The following is a 21,911-nucleotide window of genomic DNA, read 5'->3' on the forward strand; positions in this document are numbered from 1 at the left end:
ACCGCATCATCGACCGTCATGCCTACGGCACGTGGCAAGCGCATTGCGCTGATTATCGGTGGTGGCATTGCGGCTTATAAAGCGCTCGAACTCACCCGCCGCCTGCAAGATCATGGCTGTCATGTCACCGGCATCATGACACGTTCGGCACAGCAATTCATCACCCCCCTCAGCCTGTCAGCCTTATCCGGTGAAAAGGTCTATACCGATCTGTTTTCGCTCACTGACGAAGCCGAGATGGGACATATCCGCCTTGCCCGTGAAACTGATCTGGTACTTGTTGTGCCCGCCACCGCCAATCTGATGGCGCGCGCCGCTAATGGCATTGCTGATGATCTGGCTTCAACAATTCTGCTGGCGACAACCGCACCGGTGATGATGGCACCCGCCATGAATCCGGCGATGTGGTCACATCCGGCAACCCGCGAAAATCTAGCACGCCTAAAGCAACGCGGCGTCCGCTTCATTGGCCCTGATAGCGGGGATACCGCTTGCGGCGAAGCGGGTGAGGGGCGTCTATCATCCCCACAGGATATTGTCACCAATGTCTGTGCGGCCCTAAATACGGTCAAAGCTCCATCCGAAAACAGCCAATTACCGCTAGCTGGCAAACATGCGCTTGTGACATCGGGGCCCACAATCGAGCCAATTGACTCAGTGCGTTTCATTGCCAATCATTCATCGGGCAAACAGGGACATGCGATCGCCGCCGCGCTGGCGCGTCAGGGCGCAACTGTCACCTTGGTTTGCGGGCCGGTGACTATCGATCCGCCGCTTGGGGTCAAACTGGTCAGCGTTGACACCGCCCAGCAGATGTATGATGCCTGCATGGCTGCCTTGCCTGCCGATATTGCGGTGTGTGCCGCCGCTGTCGCTGACTGGCGCGCGCAATCGCCACAGGATCATAAGATGAAAAAACAGGCAGCCGATATAATGACCCTCAATCTGGTCAAAAATCCCGATATTCTGGCTACCCTTGGTCATCATCAACAGCGCCCCGATCTGCTTATCGGCTTTGCCGCCGAAACCGAAAATCTCGAAACCAACGCCCAGCAAAAGCGCAAGGCCAAAAATTGTGACTGGATTGTTGGCAATCTGGTGACGACATCATCTGGTGCTGATCTATCCGATGATCTGGTTTTCGGGCATGATAAGAACACCATAATACTGGTGCGTGATGGCACCAGCGAGGCATGGCCACAAATGCCCAAGACCGATATTGCCGACAAACTTGTTGCCGCTATGATTACGACTTTGCACCAGAAATCGACACTGGCACCATCTGACGATAGGGAACCTGCCGATGCCTAACTTGCCAACATCCAGCCTGCCAGCATCCAGCTTACCAGTTGATCTATGCCGTCTGCCCCATGCAGCCGATATTCCGCTTCCTGCCTATGCCAGCGATGGCGCGGCGGGGCTTGATCTATGCGCGGCGAATGATACCGCTATTCAGCTGGCTCCCGGTGAGCGGGCGCTTGTGCCCACTGGTTTTGCCATCCGGCTACCCAGTCAATATGAAGCCCAAATCCGTCCACGTTCCGGACTGGCTGCCAAATATGGCGTTACCGTCGCCAACGCCCCCGGTACAATCGACAGTGACTATCGCGGGGAAATCAAAATCATTTTGATAAATCTGGGGGCGGATGCTTTTATCATTGAACGTGGGATGCGGATCGCCCAGATGGTGATCGCGCCAGTGATACAAACCGTGATCCGTGAGGTGGATAGTCTTGATAGCACGACGCGGAATAAAGCTGGCTTTGGTTCCACTGGCACATAGTAACGGGCACATAGTAACGGGCTCAGCCATGCTTTGGGGATATGATTATGCTGAATGATGACGACCTGCACCGCTATGCCCGTCAAATCATCATGCCGGAGATTGACGAACAGGGGCAACAGACGCTGGCCGCGGCTAAGGTGCTTGTCATTGGCGCTGGTGGCTTGGGGGCGCCGGTCATTCTATATCTTGCCGCCGCTGGTATTGGCCAGCTCACGATTCTTGATGATGACAAGGTTGCCTTGACCGATCTTAATCGGCAAATCATTTATGCGATGCCTGATATCGGTGCTGGCAAAGCCCGTCAGGCCGCCTCTGCCGCCACAAATCTCAATCCGGTCATCACACCAACCTATATAGATGCCCGCCTTAACCCGGATAATGCCGAAACCTTGATCAAGGCGCATGACATTATTGTTGATTGCTCGGATAATCCGGACACACGCCAGCTTGTTGGCCGGACCTGTCATCACATGCAACGCCCCTTGGTTTTTGGCGGGGCGGTGCAACTTGAAGGTCAGATATCGGTATTTCAAAGCGGCCTTGATGGCCATGCCGACGCACCTTGCTTCTGTTGTGTATTTCCGGCGATGCCCGATGCCAGACAGGCGCCGCGCTGTTCACAAGTTGGCATTCTGGGGCCTGTTACTGGTATTATTGGGGCGATGCAGGCGCTTGAAACCATCAAGCTATGCCTTGGGCTTGGTACAAATCTGACCGGTAAGCTGGTGTTATTTGATGGCCGCGACATGCGAATGATGGAAATCGCCACCGCCAAAAATCCGCATTGCCCCTGCTGTGGAATCCAACCTTTGCACAACGAAGATTGATAGATGATCGCGCAGGCTGATTATGCTAGAGCATCGCCTCGATCACGCGGTCTGGCGGCGAATGCCCATCCCAGAAAGTCTGCACATTGATGATGACCTTATCACCCATTTCAAGTCGTCCCTCGATTGTCGCCGACCCGATATGCGGCAACAGCACAACATTCTTCAAATTGCGCAGGGTTTCGGGGATATGCGGCTCATTCGCATACACATCAAGTCCGGCACCGGCAATATCACGGGCATCGAGCAATTCGCCCAGCGCTTGTTCATCAACCACTTCGCCGCGCGACGCATTGACAAGATAGGCTGATGACTGCATCCGGCTAAGGCGCTCACGCGATAACAGCATATGGGTGGCAGGTGTATGCGGGCAGTTCACCGAGACAATATCGACACGCGAAAGCATCTGGTCAAGCGAGTCCCAATATGTTGCTTCCAGTTCGGCTTCGGTTTCGGGATGAACGGGTTTGCGATTATGGTAATGGATTGACAAGCCGAAACCACGGGCGCGGCGCGCTACCGCTTCGCCAATCCGGCCCATGCCGATAATACCAAGACGCTTGCCATTGATCCGGTGACCCAGCATGCCAGTAGGCGACCAGCCATGCCATTTGCCCGAACGCGCCAGCGCATCACCTTCGGCAATCCGGCGCGGCACTGCCAGAATCAATGCCATCACCATATCAGCGGTATCTTCGGTCAGCACGCCAGGCGTATTGGTAACCGTAATACCACGCGATTTTGCCGCCGCCAGATCGATATGGTCAACACCGGTACCAAATGAGGCTATTAAGCGTAGCTGTTCACCAGCATAGGCAATCAAATCGGCATCAATCTTATCCGTCACCGTCGGCACCAGCACATCGGCGGTTTTTACCGCTTCAATCAGCGCGTCATGGCTCAACGCCACATCGGTCTCATTTAATGTTGTGTCGAATAATTCCCGCATACGGGTTTCAATCGAATCAGGCAACTTGCGGGTCAAAACAACTTTTGGTTTCCTTTGACTCATTTTAAACCCTCTGGCACACCATTACATGATAGCGTGGTTGGTAACATTACTAAATTGGTCTAATATCTTTAGACGTCGCAACACAGACTTTGTGCTATTAACATCATATATTAACCTAAACTAGCAGAACTATTGTTTCATGACAAAACTTCTTGTTCATCTCCCTGTACTTTGTGTTCTCATGCTAGCGGGCATGCTGGGGCTTGCTATGCCTATATCCACAGCCACGGCACAAGAAGCCAAGCTTAGCGTGCGCGGCAGTGGCCATCCAATACCACGCTTTGTGACGATTAAATTCGAAAAGGCGAATTTGCGCGCCGGGCCAGGCAGTGAATATCCCGTTTTATGGCAATATCGCCGCCTAGGCCTGCCCGTTCTTGTCGATGCTGAATTTGGTGTATGGCGCAAAGTTGTCGATCATGAAGGCACATCCGGATGGATGCGCGGGTCATTGCTGGGTCTGAAACGAAATGCCTTTGTCACCAAGGGTGTGATCAAAATACGCGCCCAGGACAATCAAGAAGCGCGCGTCATCGCTGTCGCCGAACGCGGCGCACTTCTTGATCTTGAAACATGTCCGAAACAATGGTGCCGGGTTGCGCATGGCGACATCACCGGCTGGGTACCCCGCCATTCAATTTGGGGCATTATGGACGGCGAAGTCATCAACTAGGCCGTCCATAGTATAATGTCAAATCCCGCTATCTAGGCTAGATCAAAACGGTCGTTATTCATCACCTTTTCCCAGGCTGCGATAAAGTCAGCAACAAAGCTGTTATCGGCATCATCCGATGCATAGACTTCGGCAAGCGCACGAAGCTGGGAATTTGATCCGAAGACCAGATCAACGCGGCTTGCTGTTCTTACCTTTTCGCCGCTAATGCGGTCTGTGGCTTCATAGCTATTACTGCCTGTTGGCTTCCATTCAACGCGCATATCAAGCAATGTTTTGAAAAAGTCATTGCTTAGCTTGCCTGGTGTTTCAGTAAACACGCCATGTCCATTGGCACTAATGCCAAGCGCGCGCATACCACCAACAAGCACCGTCATTTCTGGCGCTGTCAGACCCAGCAGATGGGCTTTATCAAGCAGCATTTCTTCGGGGCTGAACGAGAAGTCAGCTTTCTGATAGTTACGGAACCCATCAGCATCTGGCTCAAGCACCGAAAATGACTCGATATCGGTTTGCTCTTGCGTGGCGTCACCACGCCCTGGCTTAAAGCCGACCTTGGCACCTGATGCCTGCTCGATACCCACATTACCAGCCAGCACAATCACATCGGCAATCGATGCCCCTGTATCGGCGGCAATGGCTGTCAGCACATCCAGCACACGGCCAAGCTGGTCTGGCTTATTGACTTCCCAGTCCTTTTGCGGGGCCAGACGGATGCGGGCACCATTGGCACCACCGCGCATGTCAGTTCCGCGATAGGTAGAGGCGCTAGCCCAGGCGGTTTCAACCATTTCCTGAACGCTCAGGCCACTATCAGCGATGCGGGCTTTCACCGCCTCTACGTCATAATTGCTGTTACCAGCAGGAACAGGATCCTGCCAGATCAGCTCTTCAGCAGGTACTTCCGGTCCCACATAGCGGGAACGCGGCCCCATATCACGATGTAGTAATTTGAACCACGCACGGGCAAAAGCATCAGCGAATTGATCTGGATTTTTATGGAACCGTTCAGAAATTTCACGATAGCTAGGATCTTCGCGCATCGCCATATCGGCTGTTGTCATCATAGTAGGAACGCGGATTGCGGAATCTTCGGCATCCGGTGCCATATCTTCTTGCTTCTGGTCAATCGCGTGCCAGATATGTGCACCAGCTGGGCTTTTCACCAGCTTCCACTCATAGCCAAGCAACAGATCAAAATAGCCATTATCCCACTGTGTCGGATTCGCCGTCCAGGCACCTTCGATTCCACTGGTGATGGTGTCACGGCCTTTACCTTTGCCATGCGCATTTTTCCAGCCAAAGCCCATCTCTTCAATCGGGGCACCTTCTGGCTCAACCCCAACAAGGGCAGCATCACCCGCACCATGCGCTTTACCGAATGTATGACCACCTGCGGTCAAGGCGACGGTTTCTTCATCATTCATCGCCATGCGGCCGAATGTTTCGCGGATATCTCTGGCGCTTGCCAACGGATCGGGATTGCCATCAGGCCCTTCCGGATTCACATAGATCAGACCCATCTGCACCGCCGCCAAAGGATGCGCCAGATCGCGATCACCCGAATAGCGACCATTCGCCAGCCAGTCCGTTTCAAGACCCCAATAGATATCTTCTTCCGGTGCCCAGATATCAGGACGACCACCACTATAACCAAAGGTCTTGCCACCCATAGATTCGATCGCAACGTTACCTGCCAGAATCAGAAGATCGGCCCAGCTGAGCTGCTTGCCATATTTCTGTTTGATCGGCCAAAGAAGACGGCGCGCTTTATCAAGATTGCCATTATCTGGCCAGCTATTAAGCGGGGCAAAACGCTGGGCGCCTGTACCGCCGCCGCCACGGCCATCACCAGTTCTATAGGTGCCAGCCGCATGCCATGTCATGCGGATAAAGAAGGGGCCATAATGCCCATAATCAGCTGGCCACCAATCTTGAGAATCAGTCATCAGATCGTTCAGATCTTGTTTCAGCGCTTTATAATCAAGCTTCTTGAATTCAGCGGCATAATCAAAATCCGCACCCATTGGATTGGATGCTGGCGAATGCTGATGCAGAATATTCAGATTGAGCGCGTTCGGCCACCAATCGCGGTTAGATGTGCCGCCCGCAGTTGCGTTTGATTGAGGTCCGTGCATTACCGGGCATTTGCTTTCGCCGTCCATTTGTCTCTCCGATAGGGTTGGTATTGTCAAAGTATCACGTAATAATCAGGCTAAAGAAACCATCCGCATATAAAATGCAGATCATCGCATGTTATTTCTTTAGAACGATTACAAAAAACATATGAGGCCAGACGGGCAAGGTCAAGCCTGTTTAGAACGAATATAAATAAACCGTATTTATATTCTTATGGTATTGGCACTACGCGCTGATACTAGGGCTATTTGCTGGTGATACTGATAACCACATCAACCGATGAAATTTCATGCCCGTCGGGCGCTTCCGGCAGTTGCGCCAATATCACATCATCCGATGCAATATCGGTCAGTTTGTCATTATCGGCATCGTAAAAATGATGATGATGGTCAACATTCGTATCGAAAATACTATGTTCATTATGCAGGGTGATACGGCGGAGCAAACCGGCCTCGGTAAACTGGTTCAGCGTGTTATAGACCGTGCCGCCAGCAACATGCGTTCCGGCCTTGGCAATTTCGGCAGTCAGCTGTTCGGGGGACACATGCCGATGGCGACCGTCAAGCAACAAGGCGGCGATCGCAATACGCTGGCGTGTCGGACGTAGCCCCGCTTCGCGCAGACGCGTCGTCAGATCCTGCCCACGATCACCCGTGGGGCCATGTTGACGCTTTTCTTGATCCTTGCCTGCCAGACGAGCACGCGCATTTGAATTTTTTTCAATCATTTGAACTGAAAATGAACCCTCCTAAATATTTTGTCAATATTACCTTGGCTTTGGGGCTTATTTCGTGCTTTCTTAGGCCTATTAATAAAGCCATAGCTAGGCTTGTTTTGACTTAATAATAGGGTTGGTAAATAGGCTGGGTAAATAGGCTGGCGCGTAATGTCACAGGCGTTTTCGGCGGGGTTTGCCAGATTATTGTGCCAGATTATAGTGAATGAAAGCGCCATCAGGCCTTACTGACAAGCCGGATAGTCTCCGGCATTCGTATAAGAGGAAGTTAACATGTCACCAAGCAATCAGAACTCATTCACCTATGACGAGCTTATAAGCTGTGCAAAAGGCGAAATGTTTGGGCCTGGCAATCCGCAATTACCGATGCCACCAATGCTCATGTGCGACCGGATTACACGCATTGATGCCGATGGTGGCGATTTTGGCAAAGGCCAGATCGATGCCGAATTCGATATCAATCCCGACCTTTGGTTTTTCCCCTGTCATTTTGAAGGTGATCCGGTCATGCCGGGCTGTCTTGGTATGGATGCCCTGTGGCAGCTTGTCGGCTTTTTCCTTGGCTGGTCAGGCGGGCTTGGCCGTGGACGCGCTTTATCGGTTGGCGAAGTCAAATTCACCGGCCAGATTCTGCCTAGCAACAAGCTGGTGACATTCCGTCTTGATATGAAGCGCGTTATCATGCGCCGTCTTGTTATGGGCATCGCCGACGGCAAGGTGCTGTGTGATGGCGAAGTTGTTTTTGAAGCCAATGACATCAGAGTTGGATTATTCCAGCCAGAAGGAGCCTGATATGCGCCGCGTTGCTATAACCGGAATTGGCATTGTGTCATCGATTGGCAATAATGTTGCCGAAGTTACCGAATCCCTGCGTGCTGGCACATCAGGCATCGTTGCCGCGCCGGAATATACCGAACTTGGCTTTCGCAGTCAGGTGCATGGCACCGTCAAGATGGATGTGGCCGAACATATTGACCGCAAACAGATGCGTTTTATGGGCGAGGGCGCGGCCTATGCTGTGCTGGCGATGGAACAGGCGATTGCCGATTCCGGCCTTGGCGAAGATGATGTTTCAAACCCGCGCACCGGTCTGATTGCGGGTTCGGGCGGGCCATCAACCGCCAATATGCTCACCGCCTTTGATACGACACGCGAAAAAGGACCAAAGCGCGTTGGCCCCTATATGGTACCACGCTGCATGTCATCGACCGTTTCAGCCTGTATCGCGACCTTTTTCAAAATCAAGGGACTGAACTATTCGATCACCTCGGCTTGTTCGACCTCGGCACATTGCATCACGTCGGGCGCCGATGCGATCCGTAGCGGCAGTCAGGACATTGTCTTTGCTGGCGGCGGCGAGGAACTGCATTGGACATTATCCGTATTGTTTGACGCTATGGGCGCGATGTCCTCAAAATATAATGACGCGCCGGAAAAAGCCTCGCGTGCCTATGATTCGGATCGTGACGGGTTTGTCATTGCCGGCGGTGGCGGCATGGTTGTGCTTGAAGATATGGATCGTGCGATCGCGCGCGGTGCCAAAATCTATGCCGAACTTGTAGGCTATGGCGCCAATTCGGATGGGCATGACATGGTCGCCCCATCGGGCGAAGGTGCGGTGCGCTGTATGCAGCTCGCACTGGACGGGTTCGATGGTAACAAGCTTGATGACAAAGTTGACTATATCAATGCGCATGGCACCTCGACACCAGTTGGTGATGCCAAGGAACTTGACGCGGTGCGCGAAGTGTTCGGCCCACGTGGCTATCTGCCTGTAGTGACCTCGACAAAATCGCTGACAGGTCATTCGCTTGGTGCCACCGGCGTTCAAGAAGCGATTTATACGATGATCATGATGCAGAATGGCTTTATCGCCGCCTCGGCTAATATCGATAATCCTGATCCGGCGATTGGGGATATTCCGGTACCGTCAACCCGCATGGATAATGTTGATATCACGCTGGCCTTGTCGAATTCATTCGGCTTTGGCGGCACTAACGCGACCTTGGCCTTGCGGAAAGTTTGATATGAGCGATACAGCCGATACAGCTATGATGGCACCGGGGTCACTTCTGGCTGGCAAACGCGGCCTGATCATGGGCGTTGCCAATGAACGCTCGATTGCGTGGGGCATTGCCGCCGCCGCCGCCAATCAGGGCGCCGAGCTGGCCTTTTCCTATCAGATGGAGGGTTTTGGCAAACGCTTGCGTCCACTTGCTGAATCAATTGGTTCGGATCTGTTGCTGGAATGCGATGTCGCGCATGAAGGTGCGGTGGCGTCATGTTTTGAAAGCTTGTCCAAAACCTGGTCATCGATTGATTTTGTTATCCATGCGCTGGCCTTTTCCGATAAGAACGAGCTCAAAGGCCGCTATATGGACACCAGCCGCCAGAATTTTGCCGATACGATGATGGTCTCGGCCTTTTCCTTTACCGAAGCGGCGCAGGCCGCGCGTCATATGATGCCGTCGGGCGGATCACTTGTGACCTTGAGCTATATCGGTGCCCAGCGTATCACCCCGAACTATAATGTCATGGGTGTTGCCAAAGCTGCGCTTGAAAGCTCGGTACGTTATCTGGCGGTTGATCTTGGCGGCCAGAATATCCGCGTCAACGGGCTGTCTGCGGGCCCCATGAAAACGCTGGCCGGTGCCGCGATCACCGGCGCACGTCATATCTATCGTCATTCTGAAGAAAATGCGCCGCTTGGCCGCAATCCGGATATCCATGAAGTTGGCCGTTCTGGCCTCTATCTGGTATCTGATTTATCATCCGGCGTTACCGGCGAGATACATTATGTCGATGGCGGATTTAACCATGTTGGCGTTCCGCCCGAGGTCTGATTAGTCCCGAAGCCTGATTAGTCAGGAAATCTGCGTTCCCAGTCGAGCGCGCTTTTGACAATCACATCAAGATCGTCATATTTCGGCACCCAGCCAAGTTTACGTTTCAGCAGACTCGAATCCGCCACCAGATAGACCGCATCGCCTGGCCGCCGCGGGGCTTCGGCAACATTCAGGTTTGATCCCGACACCCGCGCCACTGACGCCAGCACATCGCGCACCGAATTGCCGGTGCCATAGCCACAATTTGCGATCACTGGCGCGCCGCCATCCATCAGATGATCCAGCGCCACCATATGCGCCCCGATCAGATCACTGATATGGATATAGTCACGGATACAGGTGCCATCCGGCGTATCGTAATCAGTGCCGAAAATCTGCATCGCGTCACGTTTGCCACAGGCCAGCTCGCCCGCGATCTTTATCAGATGCGTTGCCGGTTTCGATAGCTGGCCTGATCGCCCCGCCGGATCAGCCCCCGCAACATTGAAATAGCGCAACACCACATAGGACAGATCATGCGCTTTGGTGGTATCTCGCAGGATTGTTTCCGACATTAATTTCGACGCCCCATAGGGGTTTTCCGGCACAGGTAATGCGGTTTCATCGATTGGTTCTTGCGCATGTTCGCCGTAAACCGCCGCCGTTGACGAAAAAATAAAGCGCTTAACCCCGGCCTTGACGCAGGCCGCGATCAGATGCGCCGTATTCAGCGTGTTATTGATATAATATTTCAACGGATCAGCCACCGATTCAGGCACCACAATCGACGCGGCAAAATGCGCGACCGCGTCAAAATCATGGGCGACGAGCAGGGCATCGGTCACCTGCCTATCACCAACATCACCGCGCACAACGGTAACGCCTGCGGGTACCAGCTGTTCATGTCCGGTGGAAAAATTATCCAGAATGACCACGTCATGACCCGCATCAAGCAAGGCCAGCACCATATGGCTACCGATATAGCCTGCCCCGCCTGTTACCAGAATCTTGCGCTTTCTTGTCATGATGGCCTTATCCCTTGGTCACGCGCACAGACAATTGGCATCCGCACTAAAACGGCGCGTCACCCTGCGTGCAAGCCACTTTATATCACATATTATGATTAACCATAGAAAAAGGCGGGGATCGCGCCCCACCTTTATCGTTATATATATTCTAAAGCTTTGGTCTATTCAGCCGCATCGCCTTCGGCCTCAGCCGCTTCTTCCAGATCAGCGCCTGTTTCCTGATCGACACGCTTCATTGACAGCTTGACCTTGCCACGATCATCAAAGCCGATGACCTTGACTTTAACGGTGTCACCTTCTTTACAGATATCGGTGGTTTTTTCGGTGCGGCCATTTTGCAGTTCGGAAATATGAACCAGACCGTCCTTGGCGCCAAGGAAATTGACAAACGCACCAAAATCGACTGTTTTCACAACCTTGCCATCGTAAATCACGCCCAGCTCAGGCTCGGCAACGATATCACGGATACGCGCCACCGCGGCTTCACCCGAAGCCCCTGTAACCGCCGCCACCTTGACCGTACCGTCATCTTCGATATCGATCTTGGCACCTGTGGTTTCACAGATTTCACGAATGATCTTGCCACCAGGGCCGATGATATCGCGGATCTTGTCGACAGGGATATTCAGGGTGGTGATTTTCGGCGCACTGTCAGCCAGCACTTCACGTGCCGAGGTCAGCGCTTTTGCCATCTCGCCCAGAATATGGATACGGCCATCACGTGCCTGATCCAGCGCAATCTGCATGATCTCAGGTGTGATTGACGTGATCTTGATATCCATCTGCAAAGATGTGATACCGGCATCCGATCCCGCCACCTTGAAGTCCATATCGCCAAGATGATCTTCATCACCCAGAATATCGGACAGCACGGCAAAATCGTCACCTTCCTTGATCAGACCCATGGCAATACCGGCAACCGGACGTGCCAGTGGCACACCTGAATCCATCAATGCCAGCGAACCACCACAGACGGTTGCCATTGATGACGAACCATTTGATTCGGTGATCTCGGATACCAGACGCACGGTATAGGGGAATTCTTCCTTAGACGGCATCAATGGACGGATCGCCCGCCATGCCAGCTTGCCATGTCCGATTTCACGACGTCCTGGCGATCCCACGCGGCCAGCTTCACCAACCGAATATGGCGGGAAGTTATAATGCAGCATGAAGTTCGAACGGCCTTCGCCAACCAGCGAATCAATGATCTGCTCATCCTGACCGGTACCAAGCGTGGCAACAACCATCGCCTGTGTTTCACCACGGGTGAACAAGGCCGATCCATGCGCACGTGGCAGAAATCCAGCTTCGGACACAATCGCCCGCACTGTTTTCGTGTCACGGCCATCGATCCGCACACCGGTTTTCAAAATCGCCCCACGGACCACATCGGCTTCCAGCCCTTTGATCAGACCACCAACCAGAACCGCGTCATAATCGTCACCAATTTTGTCCTTGGCTTCACTGCGTACAGCGCCAACAGCGGCTTGCCGTTCGGCTTTATCGGCAATTTTATAAGCTGCTTCAAAAGCACCTTCGAATTCTTTCAGAATATCACTGATGGTGCTGGTTTCAGCTGGTTCTTCAGGCAGGTCACGTGGCTCCTTGGCACATGATTCGGCCAGATCGATGATTGCTTCGATCACCGGCTTGATCGCATCATGCCCGAAATTCACCGCGCCAAGCATGACCTCTTCAGATAGCTCTTGTGCTTCTGATTCGACCATCAACACGCCTTCCATCGTACCGGCCATCACCAGATCAAGATCGCTTTCATCCATCTGCTCAACTGTCGGGTTCAGCACATATTCGTCATTGATCCAGCCAATACGTGCACCGGCAATCGGGCCAAAGAACGGCACGCCTGACAAAGTCAAAGCAGCCGAAGCGCCGATCATGGCGGCTATGTCTGGGTTGTTTTCCATATCATGCGACAGCACGGTACAGATGACCTGTGTTTCGCATTTGAATGATTTTGGAAATAGTGGGCGGATTGGACGGTCAATCAGACGACACACAAGGGTTTCGTTTTCTGATGGGCGACCTTCGCGTTTGAAAAAGCCACCTGGGATTTTACCGGCGGCAAAGGCTTTTTCCTGATAATTGACTGTCAGCGGAAAGAAATCCTGACCTGGCTTTGCTTGCTGTGCGGCAACTGCCGTACATAAAACTGTTGTTTCGCCAAGGGTAACCATAACGGCACCATCAGCTTGACGGGCAACTTTTCCGGATTCCAATACCAGTGGCGTGCCGCCCCAATCCAATTCTTTACGGAATATTTTAAACATTTAGATATATCTCTCTCGTACGTTCTTAAATCAGACACCAAGCTAGCTCTGCATAGGCCAAAGCCAAGCCAGAAAGGTCAGTCAGAAAAAGGTGAAGGTGGGGTTAATATCATGTGCCGTGCACCCAATGTGACAGCTTTACCAACATGGTAAAAGGCACCCACGGTCTCATCTTGTGCCTGATTTATGTTTTTCCTTTTTCGTAGGCATCTTTTGACATGCCATAAGTGAAAAAGCAAATAGAATTACAAAGACAAAACCGCCATCCAGACTGGATAGCGGTTTCACTTTGTTGAGACTGTGATCGCCAATTACATCAATATCTTAGTCGCATCTAATGATGTTGTTAGCGGCGCAGGCCTAGCTTTTCGATCAGCGCTTTATAAGCCGCCATGTCACCTGCTTTGATATAATCAAGCAAGCTACGACGCTGGCCAACCATCGACAGCAGACCGCGGCGTGAACCAAAGTCCTTTTTATGTGTCTTGAGATGCTCGGTCAGGTTGCGGATGCGCTCGGATAAAATCGCGACCTGTACCGCAGATGATCCGGAATCTTTATCATTTTTGCCGAATTCGGTAATCAGTTCAGCTTTGCGTTCATTCGTAATCGACATCAAAACCTCCTATGGTTTTATAGGTTTAAAACACGGACAGGGCATACAGCCCCTGCTTTGATCGCCACCAGCGCCACCGGTGTATCGCCATGCATGGCAATGCCGGTTTGTCCCCCGGCCAGGCCAGCGAACCGCAATTGTGCGGACTGACTCAACGCGCCAAGGGTTTGGCCATGACGAAGCAAGGATGCCTCATCCCCCGAAATGGGTAACGCCGGGATGTCGTCCAGCGCACTCACAACAGGATGTAAATGCTCGAAAGCGGGCGCACTATGCTCCAGATTTTCCAGAAAATCTAGTGAAATCGCCTTATCGGCGTGAAAGCTGCCCACCGACATGCGGCGCAGGCTTGTCACATGCGCGGCACTGCCAACCGCGCGGCCAATATCACGTGCCATCGACCGGATATAGGCACCTTTGCCACAGGCCACATAAAACCGTGCTTTGCTTTCATCATGCGATAGCAATTGGCATGTTTCGATAAAGATCGGACGTGGGGCCAGCTTCACCGCAGGCGCGTCATCATCGGCATCGGCCTTGCGTGCCAGTTTATAGGCCCGTTGCCCATCAACCTTGATCGCCGAATAGGCAGGCGGCACCTGTTCGATATGGCCGGTAAATTGCCCTAGCACAGCGGTAACGTCAGCATCGCTTGGGCGTTTTTCGGATCGATAGGTGACACTGCCTTCGCTATCATCGGTGCTGGTTTCAACACCCCATGCCAGGGTGAATTCATAAGACTTGTGACTACCCATGGCAAACGCCACCGTCTTTGTGGCTTCCCCCAGCGCGATCGGCAGCACCCCACTTGCCAGCGGATCAAGCGTACCACCATGTCCGGCTTTAGCAGCATTGAACACACGCCGCACAATCGCCACCGCCTTGGCCGAGCTGATCCCCACAGGCTTGTCCAGATTCACCCAGCCATGCACCGGCTGGCCATTGTTGCGCGGCATCTTTATTTATCCTGATGCAGGGCGTTGAACAGAACATTCATCCGCGCCGCATTTTCAAAACTTTCATCAAGCAGAAATTTTAACCGCGGCGCACGGCGCAAATGTACACGTTGCGCCACCATGCTTTGAATTTTAGGCGCTAGCCGGTTCAACGCAGGCAGAACAACTTCGACATTCACCCCACCAAGCGGCATCGTATAGACACGCGCATTGCTCAGATCGGGGCTAATCGAAATTTCGGAAATGGTGATTGACACATTTTCCAGATCGGGATCAAAGAAATCTTCCCGAAACAGAATATCCGACAGCGCATGACGCAAGGTTTCCCCAACACGTAGCTGGCGCTGGCTTGGCCCCTTTGCGTTGTGGCTGTTGCGTGGCTTTGATGACATGACAACTTCCTTTCACACAACACCATCTGTCGGTTTGCTTCAGATCACCTATCGGCTGGCAAATAATATCCCGAAGCCGTCCATCATGGTCGGCATGGCAATGTTACATCTAATAACTAGTCGAGGGTACGGGCAATCTCACGGATTTCAAAACATTCGATCATATCTTTTTCCTGAATGTCCGAATAGTTTTCAAAGCCCATACCACATTCAAAGCCTTCACGGACTTCTTTGACCTCGTCCTTGAAACGTTTCAATGTCTTTAGCGCGCCCTCATGGATCACGACATTATCGCGAAGCAAACGCACCTTACAGCCACGTTTGATAACGCCTTCAGTCACCATACAACCAGCAACCTTGCCGACTTTTGACACGCCGAATACCTGGCGGATTTCGGCATAGCCGATAAAGTCCTCTTGGGTATCCGGGCTCAGCAAGCCGCCCATCGCCGCTTTCACTTCATCGATCAGTTCGTAAATAATCGAATGATAGCGGATTTCAACACCATCGCGCTTGGCCAGATCACGTGCCTGCGGAATCGCGCGCACATTAAAACCGATCACAATCGCATTCGATGCCGCTGCAAGGCTGATATCCGATTCACTCAGCGCGCCAACGCCTGATGACAGCATCCGCACCTTGACCTGTTCGGTGCCCAGCTTTTCAAGCGCGACACGGATCGCTTCGAGTGATCCATGCACATCGGTCTTGATGACGACAGGCAATTCTTCGGCTTCACCGGCGGCAATTGCCGAGAGCATCTGTTCGACCGAACCACGCGCACCGCGGGCGGCATCATGATCCTTATTGCGACGTGTCCGGTATTCGGCAATTTCACGCGCGCGCGCTTCGGTTTCGACAACAACACAGTTATCGCCAGCCATCGGCGTACCATTCAAACCCAGTATTTCTACAGGCTGGCCTGGTCCTGCTTCTTTCAGCTTCTGTCCACGGTCATCAAGCAAGGCGCGAACCCGGCCGCTTTCCGCACCAATGACAAAAATATCGCCCTGACGCAACGTACCGCGTTGCACCAGCAAGGTGGCAACCGAACCACGGCCACGTTCGACCTTCGATTCGATCACGACACCATCGGCATTACGATCCGGATTGGCGCGTAATTCCAGAAGCTCGGATTGCAGCATGATCGCTTCTTCGAGTTTATCAAGGCCAAGTCCGGTATGTGCCGAAACATCAACACACAGCACATCGCCGCCGAAATCTTCGGTGACTATTTCCTGCTGTAACAGGTCATTACGCACACGCTGGGGATCGGCTTCGGGCTTGTCACATTTATTGACCGCGACAATAACCGGACAACCTGCCGCTTTGGCATGGTTAATCGCTTCGACTGTCTGTGCCATAACCGAGTCATCAGCGGCCACGACCAGCACGACAATATCGGTAATATTCGCACCACGCGAGCGCATCTCGGTAAAGGCTTCGTGGCCAGGCGTATCGATAAAGGTAATCACATTCTTATTCGCTGTGGTGATCTGATAGGCGCCAATATGCTGGGTAATGCCACCTGATTCTCCTGCCGCTACATCGGTACGGCGAATCGCATCAAGCAAGCTGGTTTTACCATGGTCAACATGACCCATAACCGTAACCACGGGGGGGCGGGGCTGCAGGTTGTCTTCGGCATCGTCATCACCTGTAAGGCCGATTTCGATATCTGATTCTGACACACGTTGCACCTTATGGCCAAATTCACTCACAACCAGTTCGGCTGTTTCGCCGTCGATTGTCTGTGTTGCGGTGGCCATAATGCCCAGCTTCATCAATTCCTTCACCACATCAGCCGTTCGTTCGGCCATACGGTTGGCCAGTTCGCTGACACTGATCGTATCTGGAATGATCACATCCCTGACCTGCTTGACCTGTGGCTGTTCTTCGCGCATCCGCGCCTTTTCGCGTTGTCGCTTGACCGACGCTAACGAACGCTGGCGACGGCTTTCATCACCGGAAAGCGCCTGATTGATTGTCATCTTGCCAGATTGACGCCGGTTATTGGTATCACGGCGCGAAGCCCCTGGACGGCGAGGTGCCATTTCATCAGCGGCCTTGCGGCGGCGTTGCTGGGCTTCACCAATCGGATCCGGCATTTGTGGCGCGGGGGCGGCTGGACTGCGCTCTGGCACCTCTTGGCGTCGGGCGTGCGTATCAGCATGTTTTTTGGCTTCAAAGGCCCGGCGTTCTTCCTCGCCAGCCTCGATTTCACGAAGTTCGGCCAATTCGGCGGCACGGCGCGCTTCAACCGGATCAAGTGGCACTTCTGGTTCGGGTGCGGGGGGAATTGCGGCTTCGGCTACTGGTGCCTCATCAGGCGCATTACCTTCAGGTACAGCTGGCGCGGCATTATCTCCATCTGCGGCCGGGGTTGGTTTCTTCATCCCTTCCTGCAGGGCGCGAACGCGGGCAGCGCGTTCTTGTGCGGTTAGCTTATCATCGGCCGCCGCTGGTGTCGCAGGCGTTGCCACCGGTGCTTCGCTCAACGCTGGTGTTTCGGGCGTTGCTGGCGGGGTCACGGCCTCGGCGCTAGGCTGGCCAGCGCGTGATGGTGCCGCAGGTGCGCGTTTACGGCGCACTTCAACCTGAACCGTTTTACGTCCGGCCACTGAGGGACCTGTCCGCATTTTGCCCGCATCCAAGTTACCCAGTGTTAACTTGCCGCTGGACAAACTCAGTTTCTTTGTTTTGCCACTCTCGTCGCTCATTTCTGACCCTTTCACCGAATCTATGTCTTTACCAATGAGGCAAGCCACAATTCGCAAACATGGCTAGGTGATACACCTGTCAGGCTAGTTCTGACAACCCGTAGCACCATAAAACCCGTCTAAACGCATGATCTCGTCATGCAAATTATCAATCAATGCCACCCCGCCACGCGCGGCTGCACCCCGAAGCCCTACATAGGCAATACTGTCTCGTCCGAAAACCTGGCCTAGTTCCTCGGCGGTCAGTGTCTGGCTGACCCAGGTGACGCCAAGCTTGCTTTCAAGCTTTCTACATTCGCGTTCAGACGCATCCTGAGCTGCCAGAAGTGCATCAAACGAACCATCTACAAGCAATTTTCCGGCTCCGGCAAAGGCAATGCCAGACCGCCGCGCCATCGCCAGCAATGATAATACGCGGCTACGCAACATCGACATGATATGGGTAATGCCATCGGCATCATCGGCCAGATCCACGCCAAGCGCACGCTTGAAATGGCCTTTACTATCAGCTTTGGAAATGCTGGCCGCATTGGCCATCACCCACGCCCCACGACCAGGCAAGCGTTCGGCAAGATCGGCAACCGCGACCCCATCCGGACTCGCAACAAAGCGAATCAGGCTATTGGTGGGAAGTGTTTGTCCCGTTGCGATGCAGGTGCGCGTAACCATGAGGCCGGTCCCAACATGATCTAGCTATCAGATGCGTCAGCAGATATCTCACCTGCTTCTGCCTCTGTATCGGGTGCATCACTATCGCTTGCATCAGCGGCTTGATCATCTTCATCATCAAACCAATGTGCCCGTGCAGCCATGATGATATCGCCCGCTTCAGCGTCGTCACTCAGGCCGTGTTCGCCTAACAGGCTGACCAGCTCCTCATTATCGAGGTCAGCTAGATCATCAAGGGTGAGAATATTATTCTCGGCAAGCGACAGCAGCATAGCCAGACTGATATATTCAAAGGCACGCAGATCATCAGCCACTTTCAGCTTATCAAGAGCTTCATTGATTCTGGTTGTTTCACGCTCGACATAATCAACCGCACGATTTTGCAATTCGGTTGCAATATCTTCGTCAAAGCCCTGAATATTAGCCAGCTCCTCGATTGTGCTTTCGGCGATTTCTTCCGGCAGGACAAAGCCTTCCGCCACCAGCAGATGCGCGATCACATCATCGATGTTCAGCGCTTCGATAAAGCCGGTCGAGCGCGTGCGGAATTCTTCCTGGCGACGTTCCGATTCTTCGGCCTCGGTCAGAATATCAATATACCAGCCTGACAATTGCGAGGCGAGGCGTACATTCTGTCCACGACGGCCAATCGCAAGGCTGAGCTGGTCATCAGGCACGACAACTTCCATCCGGCCAGCCACCTCATCCATCACCACCTTGGCAACTTCGGCTGGTGCCAGCGCATTCACGACAAAGGCAGCAGGGTCATCATTGAACGGGATAATTTCCACTTTCTCACCCTGCAATTCGCCAACAACCGCTTGCACTCGGCTACCCCGCATACCCACACAGGCGCCAACCGGATCAATGCCCGGATCATTCGACAGAACCGAAATTTTGGCACGACTACCAGCTTCACGAGCCACACCTTTGATTTCGATGATGCCATCATAAATTTCAGGCACTTCCTGTGTAAACAGCTTGGCCATGAATTCATTACAGGCACGCGATAGAAAGATTTGCGGGCCCCGCTGTTCTTCGCGCACATCGATAATATAGGCGCGCACGCGATCGCCTTGGCGCAGATTCTCACGCGGGATCATTTCTTCACGGCGAATCACCGCTTCGGCACGGCCCAGATCAACAGTGATCGAATAGCTTTCAGCACGTTTGATTGTCCCAACAACAATCTCACCAACGCGGTCTTTATATTCTTCAAACTGACGCGCACGCTCGGCATCACGCACTTTTTGCGAAATCACCTGCTTGGCAGTCTGCGCCGCAATCCGGCCAAATTCGATTGGCGGCAATGATTGCTTTGAAAATTCACCAAGACCTACTGCAGGGGTCAGTTTGGCACCTTCGTCAACGCTTATCTGGGTCTCATCATCTTCGACCTCTTCGACAACTTCCATCCAGCGTTCCAACCGGATCGCGCCTGATTTGCGATCAATCATGGCCCGGATATCACGCTCCAGACCATATTTTGCACGGCCAGCTTTTTGAATCGCTTCTTCCATGGCCAGCATGACTTCTTCGCGATCGATCGATTTTTCACGCGCCACCACATCGGCGACCTGAATGAGTTCCATACCCGGAATTGATGATGTATCCATTATCGTCTCGACTTATCTGTTTCAAGCCTTTGTCTAAATTCAAAAGCGGGCTTGGTTGTTTGCTGTTAAAGGGTGTGATGACATTGTCATGACCCCGATTATGTTAGTCACTATTTTTACGTGGTTTTTATTTAGCCTTTATTTGGTCTTTAGTTGACATCGCCAGAATTTCTGCTGGGTCGATACGCGCCGAATCTATTTCGTCAAATGCAAATGCAAAGCGTCCGAATGTTGTTTCCAGAACGATCTTGCCTTCATCGTCAAAGCCATTTAGGCGGCCATTAAAGCGGCGACGGCCATCACGCATCATCCGCAGATTTATTTTGGCCAGCTCACCTTCAAACCTTTCATAATCTTCGATTTTGGTCAGCGGCCGGTCAATTCCCGGAGAGCTGACCTCCAGAACATAGGCACTGGAAATCGGATCTTCAACATCAAGCAAGGCCGCAATATGCCGGCTCAGCTTTTTGCAATCCTCGACAGTCATCTCGCGATCTTCAACCGGTTCAGCCATAATCTGCAACTGGTTACGGCCTGAATTGCCGCCCATAAACAATACCCGCACCAGCTGAAAACCCAGGTCTTCAACCGCCGCTTCGATTATCTTGCTTACTTTTGTCTCTACCAAGCTGGTCTCGCTGTTGGTCCAATCGATCCACATATCAGCCAATAAAAAAGTGAGCCCGCGGCTCACTATCTATGCGACAGCTGATTTTGCATATTATATATAACGTAACACGCCAAATGACAAGCGTTTACGTCAGCACCTGTTTCAGCCTAGCTACGGGTAAAAATAAACCAGGCCGGATGGCGTGCTTCATTTTCGGCCTTTTTCATATAGCGTGTCGCTGGCAAGTCTGCTGGTCGTATCTGCCAGTCATCTGCACAGCGCGCGGTCCAGTCAAAGGCCGGATGCCGCATTGCCGCCTGTAACAGCCAGCTTTTTGCCGTTGGATCATCACTGGCCATCACAAGGCTGCCCCCTGGCCGGATCAGCCGCGCCAGCGAATTCATCACATCATCTTGCAGAATCCGGCGTCCAGCATGGCGCTTTTTTGGCCAGGGATCGGGAAACATAACATAGGCACCCGCCAGCGACGCATCGGCCAGCGACGCAAAGATCAGCCGCACATCATCATCCCAGATGCGGATATTATCGATATCGTCATCCTGCATATGCCGCAGCAGACTAGCGACACCATTTATAAAGGGCTCGGCACCAATGAAACCGGCATCAGGCCGTTGCGTCGCCAGTCCGGCGATATGCTCGCCGCCGCCAAACCCGATTTCCAGAAAAACATCCGCACAGGGACTACTGAATTGCGCGGCGGCGTGACGTTCTAGATCAAACCGTACTTCAGGCAATTTTTCAGCCAATAAAGTCTGCATTGTCTGCCGCAATGGACGACCTTTCCGCCGTCCGTAAAAGCGCGGGCCATAAAAACGCGAGGCAGAAAAATCCTGATTATCCATATTTGGTTTTTGAGCGCCTGGTTGTTGAGCATCTGTCTTTTTGGTGTCTGTCTTTTTGGCGCCTATCACTTTTATGACTGTCTCTTTTTTGTCTGATGTCATCGTCACAACCATTCCCAAATCACCAGACATCCTCGCTGTGGATACCTATA

20 protein-coding genes are annotated in these 21,911 nt (G+C 52.8%); 7 read left to right on the forward strand and 13 right to left on the reverse strand.

Annotated features, from left to right (window positions below; translation table 11 throughout):
* Nucleotides 1–18 precede the first annotated feature (18 nt).
* The 3 genes from coaBC to SAR116_RS08100 are packed head-to-tail and all read left to right on the forward strand — an operon-like array spanning nt 19 to nt 2,613.
* Nucleotides 19–1,311: a bifunctional phosphopantothenoylcysteine decarboxylase/phosphopantothenate--cysteine ligase CoaBC gene (gene coaBC, locus SAR116_RS08090; protein WP_041861309.1), complete on the forward strand. Its 1,293-nt coding sequence runs from the start codon at nt 19–21 to the stop codon at nt 1,309–1,311.
* Complete coding sequence (dut, locus tag SAR116_RS08095) at nt 1,304–1,783, forward strand: dUTP diphosphatase (protein WP_013046436.1); 480 nt, start codon at nt 1,304–1,306, stop codon at nt 1,781–1,783. The genes coaBC and dut overlap by 8 nt, the downstream gene beginning before the upstream one ends.
* A gap of 47 nt (nt 1,784–1,830) precedes the next feature.
* Nucleotides 1,831–2,613, forward strand: coding sequence for a HesA/MoeB/ThiF family protein (locus tag SAR116_RS08100; protein ID WP_013046437.1), 783 nt, complete (start codon nt 1,831–1,833; stop codon nt 2,611–2,613).
* A 25-nt stretch (nt 2,614–2,638) separates the two neighbouring features.
* Here SAR116_RS08100 and SAR116_RS08105 read toward each other — a convergent pair whose 3' ends face one another.
* Complete coding sequence (locus SAR116_RS08105) at nt 2,639–3,625, reverse strand: 2-hydroxyacid dehydrogenase (protein WP_013046438.1); 987 nt, start codon at nt 3,623–3,625, stop codon at nt 2,639–2,641.
* Between the two features lie 139 nt (nt 3,626–3,764).
* Between SAR116_RS08105 and SAR116_RS08110 the strand changes: the two genes are divergently transcribed.
* Nucleotides 3,765–4,298, forward strand: a complete 534-nt coding sequence (locus SAR116_RS08110; protein WP_041860860.1) for an SH3 domain-containing protein — start codon at nt 3,765–3,767, stop codon at nt 4,296–4,298.
* Between the two features lie 32 nt (nt 4,299–4,330).
* Here SAR116_RS08110 and katG read toward each other — a convergent pair whose 3' ends face one another.
* Both katG and irrA read right to left on the reverse strand, forming a co-directional pair.
* Nucleotides 4,331–6,463, reverse strand: coding sequence for a catalase/peroxidase HPI (katG, locus tag SAR116_RS08115; RefSeq protein WP_013046440.1), 2,133 nt, complete (start codon nt 6,461–6,463; stop codon nt 4,331–4,333).
* Nucleotides 6,464–6,681: 218 nt separating this feature from the next.
* Nucleotides 6,682–7,164: an iron response transcriptional regulator IrrA gene (gene irrA, locus SAR116_RS08120; protein WP_013046441.1), complete on the reverse strand. Its 483-nt coding sequence runs from the start codon at nt 7,162–7,164 to the stop codon at nt 6,682–6,684.
* 282 nt (nt 7,165–7,446) lie between these two features.
* On the opposite strand from irrA, the gene fabA reads away from it, so the two are divergent.
* The 3 genes from fabA to SAR116_RS08140 are packed head-to-tail and all read left to right on the forward strand — an operon-like array spanning nt 7,447 to nt 10,016.
* Nucleotides 7,447–7,965 carry a 3-hydroxyacyl-[acyl-carrier-protein] dehydratase FabA gene (gene fabA, locus SAR116_RS08130; RefSeq protein WP_013046442.1) on the forward strand — a complete coding sequence of 173 codons (519 nt, stop codon included), beginning with the start codon at nt 7,447–7,449 and terminating at the stop codon, nt 7,963–7,965.
* Nucleotide 7,966: 1 nt separating this feature from the next.
* Entirely contained in the window at nt 7,967–9,199 is a 1,233-nt protein-coding gene (gene fabB / locus SAR116_RS08135) for a beta-ketoacyl-ACP synthase I (protein ID WP_041860862.1), read from the forward strand.
* A gap of 1 nt (nt 9,200) precedes the next feature.
* Nucleotides 9,201–10,016, forward strand: a complete 816-nt coding sequence (locus SAR116_RS08140; protein ID WP_083775273.1) for an enoyl-ACP reductase FabI — start codon at nt 9,201–9,203, stop codon at nt 10,014–10,016.
* Nucleotides 10,017–10,033: 17 nt separating this feature from the next.
* On the opposite strand, the gene galE is transcribed toward SAR116_RS08140, so the two are convergent.
* The 10 genes from galE to trmB form a co-directional block, all read right to left on the reverse strand.
* Nucleotides 10,034–11,023, reverse strand: coding sequence for a UDP-glucose 4-epimerase GalE (gene galE, locus SAR116_RS08145; protein ID WP_013046445.1), 990 nt, complete (start codon nt 11,021–11,023; stop codon nt 10,034–10,036).
* A gap of 164 nt (nt 11,024–11,187) precedes the next feature.
* A complete protein-coding gene (gene pnp, locus SAR116_RS08150) occupies nt 11,188–13,317 on the reverse strand; it encodes a polyribonucleotide nucleotidyltransferase (protein WP_013046446.1) in 2,130 nt (709 codons plus the stop codon).
* A 346-nt stretch (nt 13,318–13,663) separates the two neighbouring features.
* Nucleotides 13,664–13,933 carry a 30S ribosomal protein S15 gene (rpsO, locus tag SAR116_RS08155; protein ID WP_013046447.1) on the reverse strand — a complete coding sequence of 90 codons (270 nt, stop codon included), beginning with the start codon at nt 13,931–13,933 and terminating at the stop codon, nt 13,664–13,666.
* 17 nt (nt 13,934–13,950) lie between these two features.
* Nucleotides 13,951–14,889, reverse strand: coding sequence for a tRNA pseudouridine(55) synthase TruB (truB, locus tag SAR116_RS08160; protein ID WP_013046448.1), 939 nt, complete (start codon nt 14,887–14,889; stop codon nt 13,951–13,953).
* Nucleotides 14,890–14,891: 2 nt separating this feature from the next.
* Nucleotides 14,892–15,281 (reverse strand): 30S ribosome-binding factor RbfA, encoded by a 390-nt coding sequence (gene rbfA, locus SAR116_RS08165; RefSeq protein ID WP_013046449.1) that lies wholly within the window; start codon nt 15,279–15,281, stop codon nt 14,892–14,894.
* 116 nt (nt 15,282–15,397) lie between these two features.
* Nucleotides 15,398–18,001 carry a translation initiation factor IF-2 gene (gene infB / locus SAR116_RS08170; RefSeq protein WP_013046450.1) on the reverse strand — a complete coding sequence of 868 codons (2,604 nt, stop codon included), beginning with the start codon at nt 17,999–18,001 and terminating at the stop codon, nt 15,398–15,400.
* A gap of 84 nt (nt 18,002–18,085) precedes the next feature.
* Nucleotides 18,086–18,670, reverse strand: coding sequence for a DUF448 domain-containing protein (locus SAR116_RS08175; RefSeq protein ID WP_013046451.1), 585 nt, complete (start codon nt 18,668–18,670; stop codon nt 18,086–18,088).
* Nucleotides 18,671–18,690: 20 nt separating this feature from the next.
* Nucleotides 18,691–20,286 carry a transcription termination factor NusA gene (gene nusA, locus SAR116_RS08180; RefSeq protein ID WP_013046452.1) on the reverse strand — a complete coding sequence of 532 codons (1,596 nt, stop codon included), beginning with the start codon at nt 20,284–20,286 and terminating at the stop codon, nt 18,691–18,693.
* Nucleotides 20,287–20,413: 127 nt separating this feature from the next.
* Nucleotides 20,414–20,914, reverse strand: a complete 501-nt coding sequence (locus SAR116_RS08185; protein ID WP_041861314.1) for a ribosome maturation factor RimP — start codon at nt 20,912–20,914, stop codon at nt 20,414–20,416.
* Nucleotides 20,915–21,063: 149 nt separating this feature from the next.
* Nucleotides 21,064–21,861: a tRNA (guanine(46)-N(7))-methyltransferase TrmB gene (gene trmB / locus SAR116_RS08190; protein ID WP_238531136.1), complete on the reverse strand. Its 798-nt coding sequence runs from the start codon at nt 21,859–21,861 to the stop codon at nt 21,064–21,066.
* Nucleotides 21,862–21,911: the final 50 nt, after the last annotated feature.

It is taken from the genome of Candidatus Puniceispirillum marinum IMCC1322 (genome assembly GCF_000024465.1).
Classification (GTDB): Bacteria; Pseudomonadota; Alphaproteobacteria; order Puniceispirillales; family Puniceispirillaceae; genus Puniceispirillum; species Puniceispirillum marinum.

Excerpts from the sequence above, each read along its gene's own strand:
- SAR116_RS08175 (WP_013046451.1), bottom strand. The coding sequence starts at position 18,670 with ATGGTTACGCGCACCTGCATCGCAACGGGACAAACACTTCCCACCAAT.
- galE (WP_013046445.1), bottom strand. The coding sequence starts at position 11,023 with ATGACAAGAAAGCGCAAGATTCTGGTAACAGGCGGGGCAGGCTATATC.
- SAR116_RS08100 (WP_013046437.1), top strand. The coding sequence starts at position 1,831 with ATGCTGAATGATGACGACCTGCACCGCTATGCCCGTCAAATCATCATG.
- katG (WP_013046440.1), bottom strand. The coding sequence starts at position 6,463 with ATGGACGGCGAAAGCAAATGCCCGGTAATGCACGGACCTCAATCAAAC.
- SAR116_RS08105 (WP_013046438.1), bottom strand. The coding sequence starts at position 3,625 with ATGAGTCAAAGGAAACCAAAAGTTGTTTTGACCCGCAAGTTGCCTGAT.
- coaBC (WP_041861309.1), top strand. The coding sequence starts at position 19 with ATGCCTACGGCACGTGGCAAGCGCATTGCGCTGATTATCGGTGGTGGC.
- SAR116_RS08110 (WP_041860860.1), top strand. The coding sequence starts at position 3,765 with ATGACAAAACTTCTTGTTCATCTCCCTGTACTTTGTGTTCTCATGCTA.
- trmB (WP_238531136.1), bottom strand. The coding sequence starts at position 21,861 with ATGACATCAGACAAAAAAGAGACAGTCATAAAAGTGATAGGCGCCAAA.
- SAR116_RS08140 (WP_083775273.1), top strand. The coding sequence starts at position 9,201 with ATGAGCGATACAGCCGATACAGCTATGATGGCACCGGGGTCACTTCTG.
- infB (WP_013046450.1), bottom strand. The coding sequence starts at position 18,001 with ATGAGCGACGAGAGTGGCAAAACAAAGAAACTGAGTTTGTCCAGCGGC.
- rbfA (WP_013046449.1), bottom strand. The coding sequence starts at position 15,281 with ATGTCATCAAAGCCACGCAACAGCCACAACGCAAAGGGGCCAAGCCAG.
- fabA (WP_013046442.1), top strand. The coding sequence starts at position 7,447 with ATGTCACCAAGCAATCAGAACTCATTCACCTATGACGAGCTTATAAGC.
- irrA (WP_013046441.1), bottom strand. The coding sequence starts at position 7,164 with ATGATTGAAAAAAATTCAAATGCGCGTGCTCGTCTGGCAGGCAAGGAT.
- truB (WP_013046448.1), bottom strand. The coding sequence starts at position 14,889 with ATGCCGCGCAACAATGGCCAGCCGGTGCATGGCTGGGTGAATCTGGAC.
- fabB (WP_041860862.1), top strand. The coding sequence starts at position 7,967 with ATGCGCCGCGTTGCTATAACCGGAATTGGCATTGTGTCATCGATTGGC.
- rpsO (WP_013046447.1), bottom strand. The coding sequence starts at position 13,933 with ATGTCGATTACGAATGAACGCAAAGCTGAACTGATTACCGAATTCGGC.
- pnp (WP_013046446.1), bottom strand. The coding sequence starts at position 13,317 with ATGTTTAAAATATTCCGTAAAGAATTGGATTGGGGCGGCACGCCACTG.
- dut (WP_013046436.1), top strand. The coding sequence starts at position 1,304 with ATGCCTAACTTGCCAACATCCAGCCTGCCAGCATCCAGCTTACCAGTT.
- nusA (WP_013046452.1), bottom strand. The coding sequence starts at position 20,286 with ATGGATACATCATCAATTCCGGGTATGGAACTCATTCAGGTCGCCGAT.